The sequence below is a fragment of the Pararobbsia silviterrae genome (assembly GCF_003628125.1).
GTDB lineage: Bacteria > Pseudomonadota > Gammaproteobacteria > Burkholderiales > Burkholderiaceae > Pararobbsia > Pararobbsia silviterrae.
Genome location: NZ_RBZU01000001.1, coordinates 970,239 through 994,126, shown reverse-complemented (window position 1 = coordinate 994,126; position 23,888 = coordinate 970,239). Strand labels below are relative to the sequence as shown.

At 65.4% G+C, this 23,888-nt stretch carries 16 protein-coding genes; 9 read left to right on the top strand and 7 right to left on the bottom strand.

Going from position 1 to position 23,888, the window contains the following annotated elements; genetic code table 11:
* Positions 1 to 33 precede the first annotated feature (33 nt).
* A complete protein-coding gene (locus tag D7S86_RS04480) occupies positions 34 to 1,044 on the top strand; it encodes a quinone oxidoreductase family protein (protein ID WP_121083776.1) in 1,011 nt (336 codons plus the stop codon).
* A gap of 35 nt (positions 1,045 to 1,079) precedes the next feature.
* On the opposite strand, the gene gltS is transcribed toward D7S86_RS04480, so the two are convergent.
* From gltS to D7S86_RS04465, 3 genes are all read right to left on the bottom strand, one after another.
* On the bottom strand, positions 1,080 to 2,303 hold the full coding sequence (gltS, locus tag D7S86_RS04475; protein WP_121083774.1) for a sodium/glutamate symporter: 1,224 nt from the start codon (positions 2,301 to 2,303) through the stop codon (positions 1,080 to 1,082).
* 233 nt (positions 2,304 to 2,536) lie between these two features.
* Positions 2,537 to 4,552 carry a diguanylate cyclase gene (locus D7S86_RS04470; protein WP_121083772.1) on the bottom strand — a complete coding sequence of 672 codons (2,016 nt, stop codon included), beginning with the start codon at positions 4,550 to 4,552 and terminating at the stop codon, positions 2,537 to 2,539.
* Positions 4,553 to 4,658: 106 nt separating this feature from the next.
* Positions 4,659 to 5,747 (bottom strand): hypothetical protein, encoded by a 1,089-nt coding sequence (locus D7S86_RS04465; protein ID WP_205962739.1) that lies wholly within the window; start codon positions 5,745 to 5,747, stop codon positions 4,659 to 4,661.
* A gap of 384 nt (positions 5,748 to 6,131) precedes the next feature.
* Here D7S86_RS04465 and D7S86_RS04460 point away from each other — a divergent pair, with 384 nt between their 5' ends.
* From D7S86_RS04460 to D7S86_RS04440, 5 genes are all read left to right on the top strand, one after another.
* Entirely contained in the window at positions 6,132 to 9,401 is a 3,270-nt protein-coding gene (locus D7S86_RS04460; RefSeq protein WP_121083770.1) for an autotransporter domain-containing protein, read from the top strand.
* 125 nt (positions 9,402 to 9,526) lie between these two features.
* Positions 9,527 to 10,684: a bifunctional 3,4-dihydroxy-2-butanone-4-phosphate synthase/GTP cyclohydrolase II gene (gene ribBA, locus D7S86_RS04455; protein WP_121083768.1), complete on the top strand. Its 1,158-nt coding sequence runs from the start codon at positions 9,527 to 9,529 to the stop codon at positions 10,682 to 10,684.
* A 70-nt stretch (positions 10,685 to 10,754) separates the two neighbouring features.
* A complete protein-coding gene (gene ribH, locus D7S86_RS04450) occupies positions 10,755 to 11,261 on the top strand; it encodes a 6,7-dimethyl-8-ribityllumazine synthase (RefSeq protein ID WP_121083766.1) in 507 nt (168 codons plus the stop codon).
* Positions 11,258 to 11,695 carry a transcription antitermination factor NusB gene (gene nusB, locus D7S86_RS04445; RefSeq protein WP_121083764.1) on the top strand — a complete coding sequence of 146 codons (438 nt, stop codon included), beginning with the start codon at positions 11,258 to 11,260 and terminating at the stop codon, positions 11,693 to 11,695. The genes ribH and nusB overlap by 4 nt, the downstream gene beginning before the upstream one ends.
* Before the next feature lie 4 nt (positions 11,696 to 11,699).
* A complete protein-coding gene (locus D7S86_RS04440) occupies positions 11,700 to 12,884 on the top strand; it encodes a pyridoxal phosphate-dependent aminotransferase (protein WP_121083762.1) in 1,185 nt (394 codons plus the stop codon).
* Positions 12,885 to 13,169: 285 nt separating this feature from the next.
* Here the strand turns inward: D7S86_RS04440 and D7S86_RS04435 are convergent, their stop codons facing one another.
* The gene (locus D7S86_RS04435; RefSeq protein WP_121083760.1) at positions 13,170 to 14,291 is read right to left on the bottom strand and encodes a lytic transglycosylase domain-containing protein; all 1,122 of its coding nucleotides are present in this window, start codon (positions 14,289 to 14,291) and stop codon (positions 13,170 to 13,172) included.
* A 725-nt stretch (positions 14,292 to 15,016) separates the two neighbouring features.
* Here D7S86_RS04435 and D7S86_RS04430 point away from each other — a divergent pair.
* Positions 15,017 to 16,576 carry a UbiD family decarboxylase gene (locus tag D7S86_RS04430; protein ID WP_121083758.1) on the top strand — a complete coding sequence of 520 codons (1,560 nt, stop codon included), beginning with the start codon at positions 15,017 to 15,019 and terminating at the stop codon, positions 16,574 to 16,576.
* A gap of 333 nt (positions 16,577 to 16,909) precedes the next feature.
* On the opposite strand, the gene D7S86_RS04425 is transcribed toward D7S86_RS04430, so the two are convergent.
* Positions 16,910 to 17,224: a hypothetical protein gene (locus D7S86_RS04425; RefSeq protein WP_121083756.1), complete on the bottom strand. Its 315-nt coding sequence runs from the start codon at positions 17,222 to 17,224 to the stop codon at positions 16,910 to 16,912.
* A 484-nt stretch (positions 17,225 to 17,708) separates the two neighbouring features.
* On the opposite strand from D7S86_RS04425, the gene D7S86_RS04420 reads away from it, so the two are divergent.
* On the top strand, positions 17,709 to 18,635 hold the full coding sequence (locus D7S86_RS04420) for a flagellar brake protein (RefSeq protein WP_121083754.1): 927 nt from the start codon (positions 17,709 to 17,711) through the stop codon (positions 18,633 to 18,635).
* Between the two features lie 264 nt (positions 18,636 to 18,899).
* Complete coding sequence (locus D7S86_RS04415; RefSeq protein WP_121083752.1) at positions 18,900 to 20,447, top strand: methyl-accepting chemotaxis protein; 1,548 nt, start codon at positions 18,900 to 18,902, stop codon at positions 20,445 to 20,447.
* A gap of 213 nt (positions 20,448 to 20,660) precedes the next feature.
* Here D7S86_RS04415 and D7S86_RS04410 read toward each other — a convergent pair whose 3' ends face one another.
* Positions 20,661 to 21,797 (bottom strand): acyltransferase family protein, encoded by a 1,137-nt coding sequence (locus D7S86_RS04410; RefSeq protein ID WP_205962751.1) that lies wholly within the window; start codon positions 21,795 to 21,797, stop codon positions 20,661 to 20,663.
* 77 nt (positions 21,798 to 21,874) lie between these two features.
* Positions 21,875 to 23,254, bottom strand: a complete 1,380-nt coding sequence (locus tag D7S86_RS04405; protein ID WP_121083748.1) for an undecaprenyl-phosphate glucose phosphotransferase — start codon at positions 23,252 to 23,254, stop codon at positions 21,875 to 21,877.
* Between the last annotated feature and the right edge of the window lie 634 nt (positions 23,255 to 23,888).

Genomic DNA, 23,888 nt, shown 5'->3' with positions numbered 1-23,888 from the left:
TGAGCTTGCCAGAACACCCACCCGGAGAACAGCATGCATTCCAGAGCCATATCCGATCCGTCCGCACGCGCCGCGGCCCAGATCGCGATCGAGCAGTACGGCGGCGCTTCGCAACTCAAGGTGCGCGAAGTGACGCTCCCCGCTCCCGCCGCCGGCGAGGTTCGCATTCGCCACACGGCCATCGGCGTCAACTTCGTCGATGTCTATCACCGCACGGGGCACTATCCGCTCCCCGCGCTCCCGGCGGTCCCCGGCGTCGAAGCCGCCGGCATCGTCGACGCCGTGGGCCCCGGCGTCGATGCCTTGCAGCCGGGACAACGCGTGGTCTACGCAGGCCCGCCCGTGGGCAGCTATGCGAGCGCGCGCACGATGCCCGCCGACCGCGTGCTTGCGCTGCCCGACGACATCGACGACGCGGTCGCGGCCAGTCTCCTGCTGCGCGGCATGACGGCCCATATGCTGTGTTCGGCCGTCTACCCCGTCAAAGCCGGCGACACGGTGTTGATCCACGCGGCCGCCGGAGGACTGGGCCTCGTGATGCTGCAATGGGCGAAAGCGCTCGGCGCGCGCGTGATCGGCACAGTGGGATCGGCGGCGAAAGCCGAGCTCGCCGTCGCCCACGGACTCGACGAAGCGATCCTGTATCGCGAGCAGGATGTCGTCGCCACGGTCCGGACGTTGACCGACGGTCGCGGCGTCGACTACGCAGTCGACGGCATCGGCGGCCCGACCCTCCTCGCGACGCTCGATACCGTGCGTCCGTTCGGCATGATCGCGAGCGTCGGTCAGGTCAGCGGCGATCCGGGGCCGATCGACCTGTCTGTGCTCGGTCCGGGCCGTTCGGTGGCCCTGTCGCGGCCCAGCGTCTTTCGTTATGTATCGGATCCGGCACGCTATCGGGAAGCCGGCCTCGCGACGTTCGAACGCCTGCGAAGCGGCCTGAAAGCCCATATCGGCGCGGTGTTTCCGCTGGCCGAGGCCGCGCTCGCACACGCGCGTCTCGAAAGCGGCGACACCCACGGTTCGATCCTGCTGCGGCCTTGAACGGACTGCACAGAGCGGGCTGAACCGCCGTACCTTCAATCGAAAATCGGCAATGCGAGAAACGCCTTGATCGTGATCGCGTTCGCGATGTCGATAAAGAAGGCGGCCGCCAGCGGCACGACGAGAAACGCGATGTGAGACGGGCCGAAGCGCGCGGTCACGGCCTGCATGTTCGCGATCGCCGTCGGCGTCGCGCCGAGGCCGAATCCGCAATGCCCGGCCGTCAACACCAAGGCGTCGTAATTCCGGCCCATCACGCGGAACGTCACGAAGACCGCGTAGACGACCATGAGTACCGTCTGCGCGATCAGAATCGAAAACACGGGCAAGGCCAGCGCGGCCAGATCCCATAAGCGCAACGTCATGAGCGCGAGCGCCAGAAACAGCGCGAGCGTCACGTTGCCGATCAACGCGACCGCATGCCGCGTCACCGGACGGCCCAATGCCGCGAGCGCATTGGACAGCAACACCGCCACGAACAGCACGCAGACGAACGACGGCAACTCGAACACCGTCCCCGCGATCCAGTCGGCGATCACGTTGCCCACCGCAAGACTGATCGCGATGAGCGTCACCGTCTCGATCAGCGAGGCCGGCGTCGTCGGTTGCTCGACTTTGGGCTCCTCGAAAACGCGCGCGGTGACCTCGCGCGCCGGCGACTCGCCGCCGGCACGCGCATCGCCTTCGTGGGCGCCGCGCTCGGTATATCGGAGCAAACGACGCGCGACGGGGCCGCCCAGAATGCCGCCCATGACGAGCCCGAACGTCGCGCACGCGATCGTGGCCTCGATCGCCGATTGAAGACCGTGATGCTCGACGAACACACGGCCCCACGCCGCCCCCGTGCCGTGCCCGCCCGCCAGCGAGATCGAACCGGCGAGCAGGCCGAACAGCGGATCGATGCCGAACGCGAGCGCCATGCCGATGCCCAGGACGTTCTGCAAGATGACCAACACGATGACCACGGCCAGGAACCGGACGAGCACCGGACCGCCGGCCTTCAGATTCGCCAGATCCGCGTTCAGGCCGATCGTCGAAAAGAACGCAAGCATCAGCGGCGGTTGCAAGTCCGCGTTGAAGTGGACGTCGGTCGCCCCGAACGTATGCAGGCCGTACAGCGCGAGCGCCACGACGAGTCCGCCCGCGACGGGCTCCGGGATCGTCCATGTGCGCAGGATCGCGAACCGCGCGACCAACTGATTGCCGAGCAGAAGGACCAGCGATGCCGCGACCAGCGTCCCATATGCGCCAATGACCATATCGCCCCCGGACTCGAATGCGCGCCGCCTCGCCACGCGGGGCCGCACCGCGCATCGTCTGCCGGCGGCCCGAACGTGGATCTCAGGCGCACGGTACCCGAACGCGGATATTGTTGCTGGGCGAGGCGCGCTCAAACGCGCGCGGGGGCGCGGCAACGCGCATCAGTCCGGCCGATGATCCATGCGGATCGGTCGACGCGCCGAGCGCGAACGCGCGGCACGCCGCTCGATCCTCAGAGCTGCACCTGATGCACGGACTTCGCGCGATACATCTCGCGGTCCGCCGCGCGGTACATCGCATCGCGATCGGCGCACGCGTCGCCGAACGTCGCGAGACCGATGCTGCCGCTGACTTGCATGACACCGCCCTCGTAAAGCACGGGCTCTGCGCACGCCTCGTGCAGCGCATCGAGCAGCGCGCCGCCCGCGATGCGGTCGCGCGCGAGTTCCGGAAACAGAATGCCGAATTCGTCGCCGCCGAGACGCGACACCGTATCCCGTTCGCGAACGGCGTCGCGCAGACGCCGCGCGACGACGCGCAGCAGATGGTCGCCCGCGTGATGGCCGAGCGTGTCGTTGACGCGCTTGAAACCGTTGAGATCGACGACGGCCAGCGTGAACGTGCCGCCGTCGCGCCGGCACGCGTCGATGAGCCGCTCGCAGTCGTCGCGGAACAGCAAGCGGTTCGGTAGCTCGGTCAGCGCGTCGTAGTAGGCGAGCTGCTTGAGCGCCGCCTCGCTCGATTCGAGTTCGTGCGTGCGCAACGCGACCTTCGCTTCGAGTTCGGCCTTGTGTTCCTCGGCCGCGCGCCATTGATCGTGTTTCGCGCCGACCGCGAGTTCGAGCGCACGCTCGCGTTCGCGGCGCAGGATGTTGAAGCGCTCGGCCAGCGCCTGCGAAAACAGGATCGCTTCGAACGCCCCCGCGACGAGAAACGCATGCATCGTGAGCGGCGTCGCGCGCAGCGTGTTCTGTCCGATCAGAATCAGCATCGTCAACGCGACGATGACCGGGCCATAGCCGATCAAGTAGTACCAGGCGGGCCGGAAACCCATCGCGCTCCGATAGAGCGCGACGCCGATCACGATCGGAAACCAGACGCACGGCAGCGCCTGAATCACGAGGCCCGCGATCCCGTACGCGCCGTGCAACGCGAACAGCGACGACACCGCGTAGATCGCGGCGACCGTATGCAGCACGGGCCGATACCAGCGCGTCACGCGCGCATGGTCGAGCAGGTAGAGCGGAAACAACGCGCCGAAACAGCCGTAGAGACAGACAAGCGCCTGATTGCGCCCCACGACGCCGACGAACGACGCGGGCCACAAATACTGCGAACCGAGTCCGAGCAGATCCGCCGAGAAGACGGCGTAGCTCGACACGAGCAAGGCATAGAGCACGAAGATCGTCTGACGCAGCCGCGCGGCGAGCAGCAGGTTGTAGAGCGCGAGACCGCCCATCACGCCGAGGCAGACGCCGATCACGAGATAGTCGGCGAGCGCATGCCGTGCCCACGTGCTCAGCCGCCAGATCCGCATCGGCACGACAAGCGTGTTGTAGCCGCGCAGCCGCAGATAGACGGTCGTGTCTTGCGCGTCGCGCAGCGTGACCGGCACCAGGAACTGACGCCACGCGAGCGGCCGCGACGCGAACGGTTGCTCCTCGCCCGTGTGCACGATCCGCCACTGCGCGGCGTCGGCGCCCGGTGTGAAGATCTGGACATCGGCCATCGAGAACGGCGACAGATCGAGCCACCAGGTCTGCGTGGCGGGACCGGACTTCGCCTCATCCGGCTTCCCTGCATCCGGCTTCGCTTCGCCGGGCTTCAAGTCACCCGGCTTCGATTCACCAGGCTCGGATGCGTCACGCGTCACGTCGCCCGGTGTCGCGTTGCCCTGTACCGCGTCGCCGGCCGGCGCGCGCACATGGACGCGCAGCCAGACAGGGTGATCGATCAGGCCCAGGGCCGTACGGCCGCCGAGCGGTTCGAACGCCGTCGAGCGTCGCGCGTCGTCAAACGTCATCGAATCCGTCGAATCGATCAGGACGTCCGCGTGGTCGTTGAGCAGCGCGCCATCGACGGCGGCCATCGCGGACACGGAAGCGGACACCGATGACGCCGACGCCGATTCTGCCGCGTCCGCGTGACGCATCGACAGCGCGAAGCACACAAAAAGCGGCAATGCCCGCAACAGACGTCGCGTGGTGCCGCGCACATCGCCACGGAAGCCCCGAAGAATTGGCAGCATGGTCTAGCTCGATTGATGTGAGTCAGATGACGCGCACGAATAAAGACAAGCAAGCACACGTCAGCACGAACGCGCAAGCGTACGCGCGGACACGCGCGAGCACGCATCAGCGCGCGATCGTCGCATCGCGATCCGGCGTCCCGTCGACGCCGCCGCCCGCGGCCCCGCCGACAAGCGCGTCGTCGTTCGAGCGCCCCTCGGCGAAGGCGCGCTCGTGCGCGGCGAGCACGGTCATATGGTTGTAGAGATTCTCCATGCCCGAGTAGGTCCTCACGATCCGATCGCTCGACACGCCGAGCATGCAGTCTTCGACGACGCGATTGCCGATCCGGTAGGTCTGGTGATGCCGGCTGCCCGCGCCGTGAACCATGATCTGCCGGATCGGCAACCCGGCCTTGAGCGCCGCCTGGACGTAGTCGTTCTGCGAGCCGAAATCGACATCGGTGTCGGTTTCGTCGCTCGTGACGAACATCCGGAAACCCGCCATCGGCTTCACGCGCGGCAACTGGTCGATCGGATCCCAGACGTCGCGAAACGGCGTGCCCGTGAAATCGGTCGTACGCCCGGCTGCCCGCGCGCGAAACACGACCGACGTCACCCCCGACGACGACACCGCGCAGATGACGTCCCGCCGCTCCGCGATCAGCGCCGCGACCAAGCCGCCGCCGCCCGACTGGCCGACGAGACCGAATTCGCGAATGCGGTAGCGGGCCTTGATCGCGTCGAGCGCGGCGTTCATCACGAGCGTCTCGTAGTGCGTGCGCCGCCGCTTCTGATCGCCGCTGCTGCCGTCGACGCCGGGCCGCGCGAGCGTCAGATACGCGGTCCCGCTGCGCCGCTGCTCGAGTTCGGCCGCGTCGAGTTCGCGTTGCGGCGTCCACTTTTCGTAGTTAGGCGACGACTCGCCGCGCCCCACGAGCACGTCGCCTTCCATGAAGACGATCGCCCGGTCGACGCGGCCGCCCTTGAAATCGCTCGACGGGAAATACCGGATGCACTCGTGAAACGACGCGCCTTCGACCCAGACCGCGTTCGCGGTGTTCGCGCATTGTCCGGGCGTCGACGTCGCGCCCGCGACCGCCTCGCTTCCGGAAAAATGGTCGTGCAGTCCGTAGTTCTCGACCGTCGACGCACAACCCGCGCACAGCCATAAGGTCAATGCCGCCCATCCCCCGAGCATCGCCCGTGTGTTCACATGGATCTCCATCAAATCGTTGTTCGTGTGTGTTTATCGGAGAACGTGAACGGATATTGAATCGACAGATCGCCGAAGCCGATTGAAAGCGACTGAAAGCAATAAGCAGCGATAGCGACGATGCGATTGAGTCCCGAACCCTCCACGCGCATGGCATTTACGACCGATTATCGTGCAAATCAATCGGAATATATGACTTCATGCGCGCATGGATCCATCCGATTGTCACGACGACACAACGGCCGCGCGTCGATCCGATTAGGCGCTTATTAAATTCATCCGAACGGTTTTATTCCGTCGATATAATCCAGCGCGGTTCGGAATCATCGGAGCAATGATCCGAGCCCAAAAAATAAACGACCGACCAGAAGAACGACCACACAGATGACCATGCCGCCCCGGGGGATGTCCGCGCACGCCGATCGGATCCGCGCAGCCGGACTATCGACGCTGATCCGTGCATGCGCAGCGCTCGCGAAACAGTGCGCCGCGCGCGCGCGACCGACCGCTTTCGCATCCGTCTTCGCGCCCGTCGGCATCGTGCTGGCCGCGCTCTTCGCCTTGCCGGGTCTCGCGATCGCGGACGTCAGCGCCGCTCCGGCCATCTCGAGTATCAGTCCGACCGCGGGCCCGACCGCGGGTGGCACCTCGGTGACGATCACCGGCTCGAATTTCGGCGACGACAGCGTCGTGCAATTCGGAGGCACGTCGGCCGCCGCGACGACCGTCAACTCATCGGCGCAGATCACGGCGACGGCCCCGGCAGGCGCAGCCGGAACCGTCGATATCACCGTCACGTCGGGGGGCATCACAAGCGCGACAACCGCGGCCGATCAATACACGTATGTCGCGGCGCCTTCGGTGTCGTCGCTCCTCGAGACCAGCGGCCCGGCATCGGGCGGCACTCAGGTCATAATCTACGGCTCGAATTTCGTGAACGCGACCGCTGTCAACTTCGGCGCGACCGCGGCGCCGTCATTCATGGTCCTCTCGGGGACCTCGATGTCCGCGATGGCGCCTCCGGGCACCGGAACGGTCAATGTCACCGTCACGACGCCCGGCGGGACGAGCGCGGTCAACGGGCTCGACCAATACACCTATCTTTCGGCTCCGACCGTCGCGTCGATCAGCCCGAGTACGGGTTCGACGGCAGGCGGCACGTCGGTCACGATCACCGGCACGAATTTCACGGGCGCCACGGGCGTCAAGTTCGGCACGACCGCGGCGACCAATGTCTTCGTCAGCTCGCCGACCTCGATCACGGCAACATCGCCCGCGGGCACCGCGGGTGTGGCCGACGTCACCGTCACGACACCGGAAGGGACGAGCGCAACAGGCGCCAGCGACCAGTTCACTTACACGGCGGCCGGGATCGCGCCGGTCGCCGCGCCCGTCACAGTGACGGTCCCGTATGACGCCAGCGGCTATCTGATCACGCTGCCCGTGACGGGCGGCGCGGTCACGAGCATCACCGCCACCACGCCAATCGAAGGCGTCGCCGTGGCCCAGTCAACGGGAACCGTCACGACCGCGACCTACACACCGACCACGGGCTTCGCCGGATCCGATGCGTTTCAATACACCGTATCCAACACCTACGGCCAGTCAACCGCGACGGTCAGCATCACCGTCTCCGCGCCCACCTTGTCGCTGCCGAACCTGAACGCGATGACCGTCGGTACGCAGGTCAACCAGTCCCTTGCCGCGACCGGGGGCCACGCGCCTTACATCTATGGGATCACCGGCACACTGCCGACCGGCATCGCGTTCGATACGTCGACCGCCCTGCTCTCGGGCGTGCCGTCAGCCGTCACCCCCTATAACTTCACGATCACGGCGATCGACACCAGCACGGGCAACGGTCCGTTCACGGTCAGCCGGGTCTATCAAGGCACGGTCAGCGCGAGCGTCGCCGTACCGACCTCGCCGGCGGTCACCGCAACGACGCCGTCGAACACGCCCGTCACGATCGCCGCGACCGCGAATGCGACGGGCGCGCCGTTCACAGGCCTCGCGATCGTCACCGCGCCGAGTTCCGGCACGGCCGTCGTCAGCGGGACCTCGATCGTCTACACGCCGACCGCCACGACGGCCGGCAACGTGAGCTTCACCTATACGATCTCGAACAGCGGCGGGGCGTCCGCGCCGATCACGGCAACCGTGACGGTCGGCACCGTGCCGACCGCCGCGGCCGAACATACCGTCACGACGACGGCCGGCGAACCCGCGGTGATCGACCTCTCGAGCGGCGCGACCGGCGGGCCGTTCACGGGCGCCTCGGTCGTCTCGGTGTCGCCGTCGTCGGCCGGCACCGCGACGATCGTCAACGCGACGAGCAACGCGAACGTCCACCAGGCGACCACGCCCGCCGCGACCACGCTGCGCTTCGTGCCCGCCGCGACGTTCGCCGGCACCGCGACGATCACGTACACGCTGACGAACGACGTCGGGACGTCGCCGCCCGGCGTCGTGCTCATCGCGGTCGCGGCGCGGCCCGATCCGTCGACGAACGCCGACGTCGTCGGCCTCATCAATGCGCAGATCGACGCGGCGCGGCGTTTCGGCACCGCGCAGATCTCGAACTACAACGATCGGCTCGAACTGCTGCACGGCACGGGGCACGCACCGTCGCGCAACGGCATCTCGATCGACAACCCGCTCGCCCCGCCCGATCCGAGCGCGTCGTGCGATACCGCCGCCTCGCCGAGCGCGCGAGACGGATGCATCCGAGCCAACCGGGCGCTCGACGCACCGTCGGACACGAGCGCGCCGGACGCGCGATCCGCGACGTCCAAGCCCTCGCGCGCCTCGGGCGACGCGTTGCCGGATCTCGCGTTCTGGACCGCCGGCTCGGTCGATTTCGGGCTCAGCGACGCGGGCGGCCAACGCTCGGGCTTCCGCTTCACGACGCCGGGCGTGACGGCCGGCGTCGACTACCGGATCTCCGATCAGTTCTCGATCGGCGCAGGCTTCGGCTACGGCCACGATTCGACCGACATCGGCAGCGACGGCACGAAGAGCGCGGGCGACAGCTACAGCGTCGCGCTCTACGGCAGCTTCCGGCCCGAGCCGACGCTGTTCGTCGACGGCGTCGTCGGGTTCGGCTCGCTGAATTTCGACTCCGAACGCTGGGACACGGATGCGAACGCTTTCGCCGTCGGTTCGCGCAGCGGCCGCGAAACGTTCGCATCGCTGTCGGCCGGCTACGAGCAGCGCTCGGCGGCATGGCTCATTTCGCCGTACGGGCGCATCGCGTATTCGCAGGCGACGCTCGACGCCTTCACCGAAAGCGGCGCGGGCATCGATTCGCTGACCTATTTCGGCCAGACGGTCACGACGGTCTCGAGCGCGCTCGGCCTGCGCACCGAATACGCGCAAGCCACGCCATGGGGCCTGCTGCTGCCGTATGCGCGCATCGAATACCAGCACGACTTCGACGGCCAAAGCACGGCGGGGCTCGCCTACGCCGATCTGAGCGGCGCGGGTCCGGCCTACTTCGTGACGACGACGCCGTTGAGCCAGAACCGTATGCAGATCGGGCTCGGCACGAAGTACGCGATGCGTCTGATGACGTTCGCGCTCGATTACAGCGTGATGACCGGCAGCAACAGCTTCATGCAGAGCGTGCGGCTCTCGATGTCGGCGCCTTGGTAGGCGACGGGGACGCGACGGATCCGCGACGAATCGACCACGGGTAGGCGACGATGCGCCCGGCGCGGCCGCGCGATGGCGTAAAATACGCGCCTCGCCGCCCTCGCCGGCGCTTCTTCGAACCGATCATGACGACCATCGCCTCCACCCAGGACATCATCGCCGAGCTCAAGGCCGGCCGCATGGTCGTTCTCGTCGACGAGGAAGACCGTGAAAACGAGGGCGACCTCGTGGTTGCCGCCGAATTCATCACGCCCGAAGCGATCAATTTCATGGCCAAATACGGCCGCGGACTGATCTGCCTGACGCTCACGCAGGAACGCTGCCGTTTGCTGAACCTGCCGCTGATGACCTATCGGAACGGCACGCAATACGGCACGGCCTTCACGGTCAGCATCGAGGCCGCCGAAGGCGTCACGACGGGCATCTCGGCCGCCGACCGCGCGCGCACGATCCAGGCCGCCGTCGCGCCGAACGCGCGCGTCGACGATATCGTCCAGCCGGGTCACGTGTTCCCGATCATGGCGCAGCCGGGCGGCGTGCTCGTGCGCGCGGGCCATACCGAAGCGGGCTGCGACCTGACCGCGCTCGCGGGCCTCACGTCGGCCGCGGTCATCTGCGAAGTCATCAATGACGACGGCACGATGGCGCGCCTGCCCGACCTCACCAAATTCGCGGCCGAGCACGGTCTCAAGATCGGCACGATCGCCGACCTCATTCATTACCGCAGCCGGACCGAGTCGATCATCGAGCGCGTCGGCGAGCGCACGATGCAGACCGTCTACGGCCCGTTCCGCTCGATCATGTATCGCGACAAGCCGAGCGGCGCGGCGCATCTCGCGCTCGTCCGCGGCACGCCCGACCCCGCGCGCGACACCGCGGTGCGCGTGCATGAACCGCTCTCGCTGCTCGATCTGCTCGAGACCTCGTGCTCGACCCACTCATGGACGCTGCACGCGGCGCTGCGCGAAGTCGCCGAACGCGATGCGGGCGTCATCGTGCTGCTCAATTGCGCCGATTCGCAGGACCATCTGCTCGAAGTCTTCGAGGCGTTCGACTCGGAGGACAAGGCGCAAGTGCTCAAGCGCCGTCCGGTCGACTTCAAGACCTTCGGCATCGGCGCGCAGATCCTGCGCGACCTCGGCGTGGGCCGCATGCAGGTCCTGTCGAATCCGCGCAAGATCAGCAGCATGTCGGGCTACGGGCTCGAGATCACGGGCTTCGTGCCGATGCCCGGCGCGAAGGGCCCCGTGCCCGTCACGGCCGAACTGTATAGCGGTGCTTGACGGCCCCCCGGACCGTCGCGATCCCAATCGAACACGAACTCGAACACGAACTCCAACCCGGAACCTGAACATGGAAATCGGACAATACCAACCCAACCTCGACGGTGACGGCCTGCGGATCGGCATCGTTCAATCGCGCTTCAACGAGCCGGTCTGCAACGGCCTCGTCGATGCATGCGTCGAAGAACTCGAACGCCTCGGCGTCGTCGGCGAAGACGTGCTGCTCGTGACCGTGCCCGGCGCGCTCGAAATCCCGCTCGCGCTCCAGAAGCTCGCCGAAAGCGGTCAGTTCGACGCGCTGATCGCACTCGGCGCCGTGATCCGCGGCGAAACGTATCACTTCGAACTCGTCTCGAACGAGAGCGGCACGGGCATCTCGCGCGTCGCGCTCGATTTCAATCTGCCCGTCGCGAATGCCGTGCTGACGACCGAGAACGACGAGCAGGCGCTCGCGCGCATGGTCGAGAAAGGTCGCGACGCCGCACGCGTGGCGGTCGAAATGGCCAATCTGACCTCGGCGCTCGACCAGCTCGCGCAAGACGATTCGCAAGACGACGACGAAGGAGATGCTGAATGAAGAGCGCACGCCGCCGCGCCCGCGAATTTGCCACGCAGGGTCTGTATCAATGGCTGCTCGCGAGCGCGGGTCACACCGAAATCGAAGCGCAGCTGCGTGGAGCGGACGGCTTCGACAAGGCTGACAAGGCGTTGTTCGACACGCTCGTCAAGGGCGTGATCCGCGATTCCGAATCGCTGAGCACGAAGCTCCAGCCGCTGCTCGATCGTCCGATTCAGGAACTCTCGCCCGTCGAGCGCGCCGTGCTGCTGATCGGCGCGTTCGAACTCGTGAACCAGATCGACGTGCCGTATCGCGTCGTCATCAACGAAGCCGTCGAACTCACGAAGACGTTCGGCGGCTCCGACGGCTACAAGTACGTGAACGGCGTGCTCGACAAGCTCGCCGCCCAGGTCCGGCCCGACGAAGCCGCGCAGCAGCGCGCGAGGTCCTAGCCGCATGGTGTTGCCCAAGCTCGCGGCGCGCGTCGACGACATCGCGCCGTTCTACGTGATGGAGTGGATGAAGGAAGCGGCCGAGCTCGAACGCGCGGGCCGCGACATCATCCACATGTCGGTCGGGCAACCCGACTTCACCGCGCCTCCGGCGGTCGTCGAAGCCGCCGCCGCCGCGGTCCGCGCCGGACGCACGCAGTACACGGACGCACTGGGTCTCGCCGCCTTGCGCGAGGCCATCGCGCGCTTCTATCGCGACGCGCACGGCATCGATGTCGACGCATCGCGCATCATCGTGACGGCCGGCGCATCGGCCGCGCTGCTGCTGGCCTGCACGGCGCTCGTCGATCGCGACGACGAAGTGCTGATGCCCGATCCCTGTTATCCGTGCAACCGCCACTTCGTGTCGGCCGCCGACGGCAAGCCCGTCATGATTCCGAGCGGTCCGGCCGAACGCTTCCAGCTCACGGCCGCGCAGGTCGAACAGCATTGGAGTCCGCGCACGCGCGGCGTGCTGCTCGCGTCGCCGTCGAATCCGACGGGCACGTCGATCGAGCCCGATGAACTCCGGCGGCTCGTCGACGTCGTGCGCGCACGCGGCGGCTTCACGGTCGTCGACGAGATCTACCAGGGTCTGAGCTATGACGCGCATCCGGTCACGGCACTGACGCTCGGCGAAGACGTCGTGACGGTCAACAGCTTTTCGAAGTACTTCAACATGACGGGCTGGCGGCTCGGCTGGCTGGTCGTGCCACCGCAGTGGGTCGCGGTCTTCGAGAAGCTCGCGCAGAACCTGTTCATCTGCCCGTCGGCGGTCTCGCAGTACGCGGCGCTCGCGTGCTTCGAGCCGGCGACGCTCGAGATCTTCGAAGCGCGCCGCCGCGAATTCAAGCGACGCCGCGATTTCATCGTGCCCGCGCTGCGCACGCTCGGCTTCGGCGTGCCCGTCGTGCCCGACGGCGCGTTCTACGTCTACGCGGACTGCAACGATGTCCCGCACGCGGCGCGCGGCGACAGCGCGGCGCTCACGCGTGCGATCCTGCATGACGCGGGTGTCGCGCTCGTGCCCGGCCTCGACTTCGGCACGGCCGCGCCACGTCGCTATCTGCGGCTCTCGTATGCGACCGCGTACGAGAAGATCGAGCAGGCGGTCGATCGCATCGGCACGTTGTTCGGCGTGGGCGCGTGAAGTCACGTACGTGATGCGCGTGATATCGGCGCGATGCGATCGTCGAATGCATGCACGGTGGTTCATACATGCGCATGCATGAGCCACGGCAATGAGTCCGCACGGCACCCTTGACGAAGCCCTCTAATCGCACGACTCAAACAGCACGCAGGCGCCATCGAACATCGCGTGGGCCGAATCGGAACACGAAAAAAAAAAAGAGGATGCGTCGAAACGCATCCTCTTTTTGTATCTGACTTACGCCGTGCCCATTCGGCTCAGCGCATCGGCACCCGGATCCAGCGCTCAGCCCGCCTCGGCGAGATGGACCGCGGGCTTGACGCCCGCGTGCGGGGGCGTCTGTGCGTCGGCGTCGTCCTGCTGCACGTCGGCGTCGCTCGCCGCGCTCTTCGCGCCATGCGCCGCCGCGGGCGCGGCCACCTTCACGGGCGCGGCCTGCGCGGTCTGGACCGGCGCCTGCGGCGCATTGATCGGCACCGGACGTCCATGCGCGACATCGCGCAGGCGCAGACGCTCTGCGATGACCTTCGCGCCATAGCCGCCGTCATTGCTCGGCGTCGTCGAGCCGACATAGAGCCGCAAGCCCGTCGCGAGCGAACCGCCACGCGCGATGCAATCCTTGAGCACGAGCGCGCCGACCTTGATGTTCGCGAGCGGCTGAAGCGCCGCGGCCGGACCGCCGAAGTAATTGAACTTGTCCGAATGCACCTTCGACATGACCTGCATGAGGCCCTGCGCGCCGACGCCGCTTTCGGCATACGGATTGAACGCCGATTCGATCGCCATGACCGACAGCAGCAGCAAGGGATCGAGCCCGACTTCACGGCCCGTGTCGAACGCCGCGTCCACGAGATGCGACATCGGCGCCTCGGCGACGTGATAGCGGCGCGACAGATACGTCGCGACACGGTCCTGCTCGACGGGCGACATGATCACGCGATCGTCGCGCGCATCGGCGACGACGCGGTCGTCGGGAATCATGCTCGCGAACGGCTGGATCGACGGCATGCGGGCCGGCGCCGTCTCGAGCGACAGATCGTTCGCGACGAGCGCGGGCGCATCGCCCTGCGCGCTCGGATCGGTACCGACCGGCGGCTGCGCGTACGGAACCATCGGCAGGCTCGCCGCGCGCGCGCTGGCGCTCGGCACGAGCACCTGGATCGCTCCGCTCGACAACAGGCGGCCGACGGCGGGCCCCGTCTGCTCTGCGGCCGCGAGAAGCGGCATCAGACGGCTTGCCGCGGCCGTCCGCCATTGCGGTTGAATCCACAGCGCGATGGCGGCAACAAACGCCGTCACGCCGAGCGTACTGAAGAAATGTTGGCTGTACCTCGTGGTACGTCGCACCGCGACGCGCACGACCTGCGGAATTCGCGAATCGGCCAGCCAAGGTAATCGAGCATTCATGCTGCGAATCTCCCTCGTGCATGGTGAACCCTCGAAGCCGGAACGGCGCTTCTAAGGAGGACCAAGGTGCGCGCGCGGACCCGGGAGGAACGCACGCAACACCGGGAAGGCATCTTGCTGCCGCAGAGTCTGCGACCGGGTCCGCGAATTGCGGCATACGGTGCGGAACATCAGTACGTCAACACCACCGGCCGTGCGCGTGAGGAGCGCAAGGACGGCAAGCCATGAGTTTCAGGCCGGGCGGGGAGGCGGCCGACGCCGTAGCGTCCCGGACATTCGTCCGGTCTGGGAATCCATCGTCAAGAAAGCCCCGCGACTAGTGGGAGCGGATTCTAGCAGGGTTTTATGTCTCGTCAACGATAAAAAAACCCGTTTTGATAACAAAAAGGAATAAAGAACGGGGTCGGAAGACTTCACTACGACCCCACGCCCCGCGCAACGAGGTTTCCAAGTTAATGGGCACTTCGGAGTTAATTGTTACTATCGGTAAATCTGCGTGACCTTCCGCACGCAGCGCGAATTGATCCTACAAACGAATGCCATGTAACCGACATCGGGTTGCCATGTCGCTGAATTAGGCGTTCGTTTGGGTTGTTTTCCGCCGCGCGTGGCGCGCCGCTGCGGTCGCGTCCGCGGCGTTCATCGCGTTCACGGATGACGGCGTCCAGGCACAATGTCGCGCGAACGACGACAATGCTCGCCGCCCACTGCTCCTCTCTCATCGAATGAAATACAAAGATCTGCGCGATTTTGCGCGCCAGCTCGAAGCGCTCGGCGAACTTCGGCGCGTCACGGTCCCGGTCTCGCCCGTGCTCGAAATGACCGAACTTTGCGATCGCGTGCTGCGCGCGGGCGGTCCCGCGCTGCTGTTCGAGCAGCCGACGAACGCGACGATGCCCGTGCTCGGCAATCTGTTCGGCACGCCGCGCCGCGTCGCGCTCGGCATGGGCGTCGACGCGAAAGGTAACGACGGCGCGCTCACATCGCTGCGCGACATCGGCCGCTTGTTGTCCGCTCTTAAGGAACCCGAACCACCGAAGGGACTCAAGGACGCGGGCAAGCTGTTTTCGCTCGCCAAGGCCGTCTGGGACATGGCGCCGAAGACCGTTTCGTCGCCCGCGTGCCAGGAAATCGTGCTCGAGGGCAACGACGTCGATCTGCATCAGCTTCCGATACAGACATGCTGGCCCGGCGATGTCGCGCCGCTGATCACGTGGGGCCTCACGATCACGCGCGGCCCGCACAAACCGCGTCAGAACCTCGGCATCTACCGGCAGCAACTGATCGGTCGCAACAAGCTCATCATGCGCTGGCTCGCTCATCGCGGCGGAGCGCTCGATTTCCGCGAATTCGCGGCGCAAAACCCCGGCAAGCCCTATCCGGTCGCGGTCGCGCTGGGCGCCGACCCCGCGACGATTCTCGGCGCGGTGACGCCGGTCCCCGATACCTTGTCCGAATACCAGTTCGCGGGACTCCTGCGCGGCGGCAAGACCGAGCTCGCGAAGTGTCTGACACCCGGGCTCGAATCGCTGCGCGTGCCGGCCTCGGCCGAAATCGTGCTCGAAGGATTCATCTACCCGCAGACCGGCACGCCCGAACCGGCTCCGGCGGGCGCGCCGCCGCGTTCCGCAACGGGCGCGTCAGCGCTCTACGAACACGCGCTCGAAGGTCCGTACGGCGATCACACGGGCTACTACAACGAACAGGAGTGGTTCCCCGTCTTCACGGTCGAGCGCATCACGATGCGCCGCGACGCGATCTATCACTCGACCTACACGGGCAAGCCGCCCGACGAACCCGCCGTGCTCGGCGTTGCGCTCAACGAAGTGTTCGTTCCGCTGTTACAGAAGCAATTTCCCGAGATCACGGACTTCTATTTGCCGCCCGAAGGCTGCAGCTACCGGATGGCGATCGTGCAGATCCGCAAGAGCTATCCGGGTCACGCCAAGCGTGTGATGTTCGGCGTCTGGAGCTTCCTGCGGCAATTCATGTACACGAAGTTCATCGTCGTCGTCGACGAGGACGTCGACATTCGCGACTGGAAGGAAGTCATCTGGGCGATCACGACGCGCATCGATCCGAGCCGCGATACGCTGCTCGTCGACCGCACGCCGATCGACTATCTCGACTTCGCGTCGCCCGTCGCGGGACTCGGTTCGAAGATGGGACTCGACGCGACGAACAAGTGGCCCGGCGAAACGGACCGCGAATGGGGCCGCGCGATCGAAATGGATCCGTCGGTGAAAACGCGCGTCGACGGCTTGATGACGCAACTCGGTCTCTGACACGCGCACGCGAACCGCAGCGATATAGAAAGGCGGCCTATCGCCAGGCCGCCTGTTGAATGCCACCGGAATGCGGCCGGAATCTCGCCGGAATGTGGCCAGGAATGCGGCCAATTAATCAGCGGAATGATCGGCGGAACACACGCGCGATATCCGGCATTCATGCCGATGAATATCGCAGGGCATCGCGCGCCGAATTGAGATCTCACCTCCCACCCGCGCATCGCGCCCTGCTCATACTCGCGCCGACTCACATCGCCCTACTCGCACCATCGCGCGGCATTCACTAAACAATCGCGCGAACGACGGTCTCGATCACGCCGCGATCACGCATCAATACCGGTGATAGTAATGCGGATGTCCGTAATAGCCGCGGCCACCGTAGTACGCATGGCCGTAATACCGCGGACCATAGTAAACACCGGCGCCATATACGACAGGTGCGGGCGCATAAGCGACCGGCGGCGGGGGCGGCGCGTAGACCACCGGCGGCGCGGGCGCGTAGACGGGCGCGGGCGCGACATAAACCGGGGCCGGCGCAATCAACGGGATCCCGATACCGATCCCGACGGACACGTGTGCCTGAGCGGCGCTTGCGGCGCCCAATGCAACACCGGCAACGACAATCCAAGGAACGATCTTCTTCACGGTACTCTCCCGACGGATTCAGGTCCGAATGAACCTTTCATGGATTTCAATGTAGCGAAATCGGCCACCGCGTGCAGCGGCCATTTGTAGCAAATTGCAATTCCCATGTCTGTATCTGCCATTCGCACACGATCAGTCGCACTGAACGTGCCAGATTCACATTGCGGCATTTCGATCAAAATCAAGCACGGACACGCGCATGCGCGCTAGGAACGTGGCAAAATTTGCGAGACACGGTGCACGGTATTATTGAGCGCGGTAATTTTTATTTACAAAGCGCTGAATGTCGCAAAAAACGCTGTCAACCGAATCCGCTGCGCGTCGGCGCGCGCGATCCGGCGAATCGGCATCGGGGAATATCGCGCGCCGCCGTCATATGCATGTCGCACGATGCGCGGTCAATACGCGTGTCGCGCCGCGCGCGAGCCGTTGAATAGAAGAGCCGTACGCGTCGTACCAGACCAGACAGGGGCAGGATAACAACATGGAATTCAAGAGGCTTGACCGGGGTAGCGCGCTGCAGCCCTTGCTACCCGGCGAAGTGCTTCCGCAGACGAAGCTCGATTGGCCGATCTTCGACGCGGACGGCACGCTGATCGCGGAACGCGGCCAGATGCTGCCGAGCCGCGAAGACCGCGACTTTCTGTTTATCCATTTCGAGCCGCATCGGACCAAGACCGATTCCGACGCCGCCCTCGCCCTCGACGGTCCAGCCGGTACGACCGCGGCCACGGCCCCCGAAACGGAAAACGGCACGCCGGCCGACTTCTCGCTCCAGACCGGCCACGTCCTGCGCATCAAGACGCCCAAGGGCATCAAGGAAGCGCATGCGCTGAGCCGCGTGATCGGCCAGACATCGAACCAGACGACCTTCGTCTCGCCCCCGATCATCGACGGCAAGCCCCTGCGGCTGCTGGCCGGCGAAGAGATCCAGATCATGGCGTTCTCGGGCAAGAGCATTTTCGAGTTCCGCTGCACGGTCGAATCCGTCGCGATGACGCCGTTCGAATATCTGATCCTGTCCAAACCGTTCGACGTGCGCCGCGTGAAGCTCCGCCGCTCGGTCCGCGTATCGACGCGCATCGCATGCTGGCTTGCGGTCGGCGAACGCTTCCAGGGCGCCTACGACATGCTCGGCGCGATCCGCGACATCAGCGTGATGGGGGCGTCGCTGAGCGCGCGCGGACGCGTTGCCGAAGCCGGTGCGCGCCTGCATCTGCGCTTCTCGGTGCGCACGCAGGACTACGACATCGAGATCCGCACACCGGCGATCGTACGCAACGTGACCGTATCGGCCGACGATCCGTCGCTGTGCGTCTACGGCCTCGAATTCGAAGCGCTCGCGCCCGTCGAACACCTCGCGCTTCAGTGTTTCGTCAACGAACACTCGATCAACACCAGCTCGCGCTAAACACGCGCTCCCGGCAAGGCGGTCGCGCCGCGTCCCTGCGGACCCGACCGCCTCGCGACCCTATACAGGGCCCGATCCGAGCGTGAACGCCCCGCGCGCCGCCGATCTTCCGCTCTCCCGAACATTGAATTTCGAACGATCGATCCATAAAGATATTGGGATGCGATCGTTAAGATGTTCGACTTCCCGTCGTAAACAGAGACAAGCACCGGACTAAACAAAACCGGCATCCTCACCTGCGTCTCGCGACTCTTTCCTACAGCCATGTTGAAGAACATTACGATCCGCGCCCGGCTTGCACTCGCCATGGGTTTTCTCGGACTTCTGCTGATCGTCGGCGCCGCGCTCGGCGCGATCGGCATCTCGATGAGCAACGCGGATCAAAAGGAGCTCTACACGAATCAACTGAAGTCGGCGGTCGCGCTCGCGCGCGCGGACATCTTCTATGCGCGCGGACGTCTGACGCTCGACCGGATCGCAATCGACCTCGACCGGCCCGATGCGAAGGACCTCGTGCAACGCTCGCACGACATGTTCACGCAGTCGGACGCGGCATGGGACGAGTATCGCGCGCTGCCGTCAAGCGACGAGGAAGGCCGGCTCGCCGCCACGCTGACCGACAAACGCAAGGCGTTCGAGGCCGGCGTGCTCGCGAAGACGTTCGCTGCGATCCAAGCGCATGACGCGGCGACGCTCAACGAGAACATCGCGCGTCAGCTTTCGGGGCCGTTCAACGAGATCACCGACGGCAACACCGCGCTGCAGAAGATCCAAGAGACGCAGGCGAAGGCGCTCTACGAGAGCGCCCAGCAACGCTTCGGCATGATCATGACGATCACGGGCGTCGGCGTCGTGGTCGGTCTCGCGCTCGCGTTCTACGCCTGGTATGCGTTGCGCGCGGCGATTGCGCGTCCGCTCGACGAAGCCCTCACGCACTTCAACGCGATCGCAAGCGGCGACCTCACGCAGCACGTCGACGTCCGTTCGCACGACGAGATGGGGCAACTGCTCGACGGTCTCAAGACGATGCAGCAGAAGCTCGTCGGCACGATCGCGACGGTCCGCGACGGCGCGCAGTCGATTGCGACGGCGACCGCGCAGATTTCGGCCGGCAACACCGATCTCTCGCAACGCACCGAGGAACAGGCCGCATCGCTCGAGGAAACCGCATCGAGCATGGAGCAGTTGACGTCGACCGTGCGCCAGAACGCGGACAACGCGCGTCAGGCGACCGAGCTCGCGCGCTCGGCATCGAGCGTCGCGAACCAGGGCAGCCACGTCGTCTCGCAAGTCGTCGAGACGATGGACGGCATCAACGGCAGCTCGAAGCAGATCGCCGACATCATCGGCGTCATCGAAGGCATCGCGTTCCAGACGAACATCCTCGCGCTCAACGCGGCCGTCGAAGCGGCGCGCGCGGGCGAACAGGGCCGCGGCTTCGCGGTCGTCGCGGGCGAAGTCCGCACGCTCGCGCAGCGCAGCGCGTCGGCCGCGAAGGAAATCAAGGCGCTGATCAGCGAATCGGTCGATCGCGTCGGCAACGGCACCGAACTCGTCGGCCGCGCAGGCCGCACGATGACCGAAATCAACGACGCCGTACGCCGCGTGACGGACATCATGGCCGAAATCGCCGCGGCGTCCGAAGAACAAAGCGACGGCATCGAGCAGGTCAACAAGGCAGTCACGCAGATGGACGAAGTCACGCAGCAGAACGCGGCGCTCGTCGAGGAAGCGGCGGCCGCGGCGGTCTCGCTCGAGGAACAAGCCTCGCGCATGACGGACGCGATCAACGTGTTTCGCGTGAAGCGCTAACGCGGCATCCCTCGCTCAGCGCCACGCTGAGCATGCGGCGGACATGTGGCGGACATGCGGCGAATTCGAAGGGGTTCGCCGCACACGGATCAAACGCGCCGCGAACCGGCATGATCCGCTCACGGCAAAGCGCATCCGTCCCGCGCCCGCCCGGTTGTACCGTTGTACCGCCGCACGGCTCCACGGATTGCTCCGCTGCACGCGTGCATCGCGTCACACGCCGGACTGCTCCGCCGACGCCACCGACGACGATGCGGCTTTCGCCGTCGCCGTGCGCGCACGCGCATTCGATGGGAAGCAGCGATCGCGCAGACGCAGGAACGGAAATTCGATCGCTCGTGTCGTGACGTAGCCGATCGTCACGCCGATGCCGAATTGCGCGATCAACGCGGCGCCCCAGATCGCGACCGGCGCCACGCCGGCCCGCGTCAGATGATCGATGACCGACTGTCCCGGCGCGAGCGCGAGCGAGTGCCACAGATAGATCCCATACGAATAGACGCCGAGCCATGCGACGCCGCGATAGACACGGCTGCGCGCGATACGCGCGCTGTGCTCGCTGACGAGCACGATCAGCGCGCAAAAGCCGATCGCCTGGATCGTATATCCGATGCTTTCGTCCCAGACCGGCCGCCGGTGCGCGAACGCGATCCACGCGGCCGTCAGCGCAACGATCGCGGCAAGCGTCAGCGGGCGCGCCGCGAACGCCGCATACGTGCGCGGCTTGAGCCAATAAAGCGCCGCGAGAATCACGCCCGCGAGCAGACTGTCGATCCGGTATTGCGTATAGACCGCGGCCGCGTGCAACGCGCCTTGGTAGACGACGACGCAACGCACGGCGAGTACGACGGCGCAGACGGCGAGCAGCGCCTTGATCAGCGCCGACGACCCGATCCGGCATCGCGCGGCGAGCAGCAACAGCGGCGGCAACAGCAGATAGAAATGCTCCTCGATCGCGAGACTCCATGTCTGCGTGATCGACGTGCCCAGATAATTCTGCACGTGCAGCATGTTCTGCCAGAAGAACGTATCGGCCGGATGCCGTCCCGCGACGAGATGGAACAGCAACAGCGCGTAGTACGCGGGCCAGATCTTGAAGATCCGTCGCACGATGAAGCGGCCCGCGTCGATCGTGCCTTGCTGCGCGAGTTGCCTGAGCAGCAAGCCGCCGACAAGAAAGCCGCTCAGCGTGAAGAACAGATTGACGCCTTCAAGCCCGAGCGCGCGAAACGCCGTGTCGAACGCATCGAGCGCGGTCCACCCCGATGGCACGCTCACGAAGTGATCGAGCATGACGGCCAGGATCGCGATGCCGCGCACGAAGTCGAGTTCGATGCGGCGTCCCGGCATATTCGAATGCGTGAGACGCGCGGCCTCGGATTCGATCTGCGTGCGCACGGTCCCGTGCCCGCTGCGCGGCATCGCGTTCAATACGCGTTCGCGCCGATAAAGCCGCGCGCCAGCGTCATAAACACGATCTTCACGTCGAACCAGAACGTCCAGTTGACCATGTAGTACAGATCGCAGGCGACACGGTCGGCCATCTTCTCGACGCGATCGGTCTCGCCGCGAAAGCCGTTGACCTGCGCCCAGCCCGTGATGCCCGGCTTGATCCGGTAGCGGTACATGTAGTTCTGCACGAGGTTCTTGTATTGCTCGTCGTGCTCGACGGCATGCGGACGCGGCCCGACGACCGACATATCGCCCTTGAGCACGTTGAGGAACTGCGGCAGCTCGTCGATGCTCGTCTTGCGCAGGATCGCGCCGACACGCGTGATGCGCGCATCGCCCTTGGTCGCCTGGCGAATCGTGCCGGTCTCGGCCTGATGCACGCGCATCGAGCGGAATTTATAGATCCAGAATTCGTTGCCGTCGACGCCCTTGCGCCGCTGCTTGAACAGCACGGGCCCCGCGGACGACATCTTGACCGCGATCGCGACGACGACGAACACGGGCGCGAGCATCAGCAACACGACGGCCGCGAACATGCGGTCGAAGATGTCCTTCTGGATCAGGCTCATGCCCGAGCGCGGCGCGGCGACGAGATTGATCGACGGCAGGCCGAGCACGTCGACGGTGCCGAGGTTCGCGAGCGCGAGGTTGTCGAGGTCGGGCAGCAGCCGGATATTGACGAAGTCGTGCTTGAACTCGCCGATGTAGCGATCGCAGGGATGCGGCTCCGACGGACGCCCCGTGAGCCAAAGCTCGGTGATGCCCGATTGACGGATCAATTGCGTCAGCGCGTCCCAGCGATGCAGGACAGGCACGCCGACGCCTTGTGTATCGTCCGCGGTTGCAGATGACTCGTCGTAGATCGCGACCGGCAGATAGCCCGCATGCGGCGCGCCGGCCATACGTTGCACGAGCCGGACCGCATCGGGCGTCGCGCCGACGATCGCCACGCGCTTCTGGTTATAGCCCGCGCTGCGCAAGCGTCCGAGCACGGTCGCGATGATCTGGCGCGAGATCACGAACAGCGCGGCCGTGAACACGGTCCACCAGACGAGCCACGCATGCGGCACGTGCGAGACGCGATGGAGCATCGCGTAGGCGCTCACGCCGATCACCTGTGCGACGAGCCAGCCGCCGAGCGCGGGCACGCTGAGCGCGAACGCGCTCTTGCCCCGCCATGACTGATACACATTGAGCATCGGGAAGATCAGCGCGACGAGGGCTGCGTCGAGCGCGATCATCATGCCGCGCGCGTCGATCATACGAGGATCGATATCCGGCGCTAGCGTGTAGGCGATCAACGCGCCTACGACGACGATGACCAGATCAAGCAACTGGCGGACGGCGTCGAACATGACTCATTCTCCAGAAGGCCGGTTTCGATGACCGGGGACAGGCGAATGACAGCGCTCCGCGAACGAGGCGTGGTCCGGACGACATTGAGCTGAATACCCCGACCGTCGGCACAGACACTTTTACTGTCTTATGCGGCGAATCATAACGACGCGACCGGTGGACGAATTTGACGTGACTGAATAAGCAGAGATGTTGGCGGAATGGGCCGCGGACCCGATTCTTATTACTCCCGCACCGCATCATTTTTCAGCCAACTTGGCAAACTTACCGTCTCACGAACGTGTAACAAACTTCGCGCTGTTGGCGAATTACGACGATGTTTCGTGAATTACGTTTCGACATACTTTTTTCAGACGGATACCAAGCCGTTACGAGATGTGAAAGCCTTGTCAGACCGTGAGATTCAAGGGTTGCGGGGTGCGCGCATATTGCCGTTCGGGGCGATGGCGCGTCATTGCTACTGCGGCGGCCGGTATATTTTCCTTATTCCTCGCTGAATGCGGTTCGGAGCAGGAAAAAGCTTCTAATAGGGTCTCCTATAGAGACTCCTTTCCTTTCAGAACATCAATTTGGTATTTTCTTGGCAACGCCACCGAGCCGACATTTTGATGTGGTATTCCAGATCGGACATGC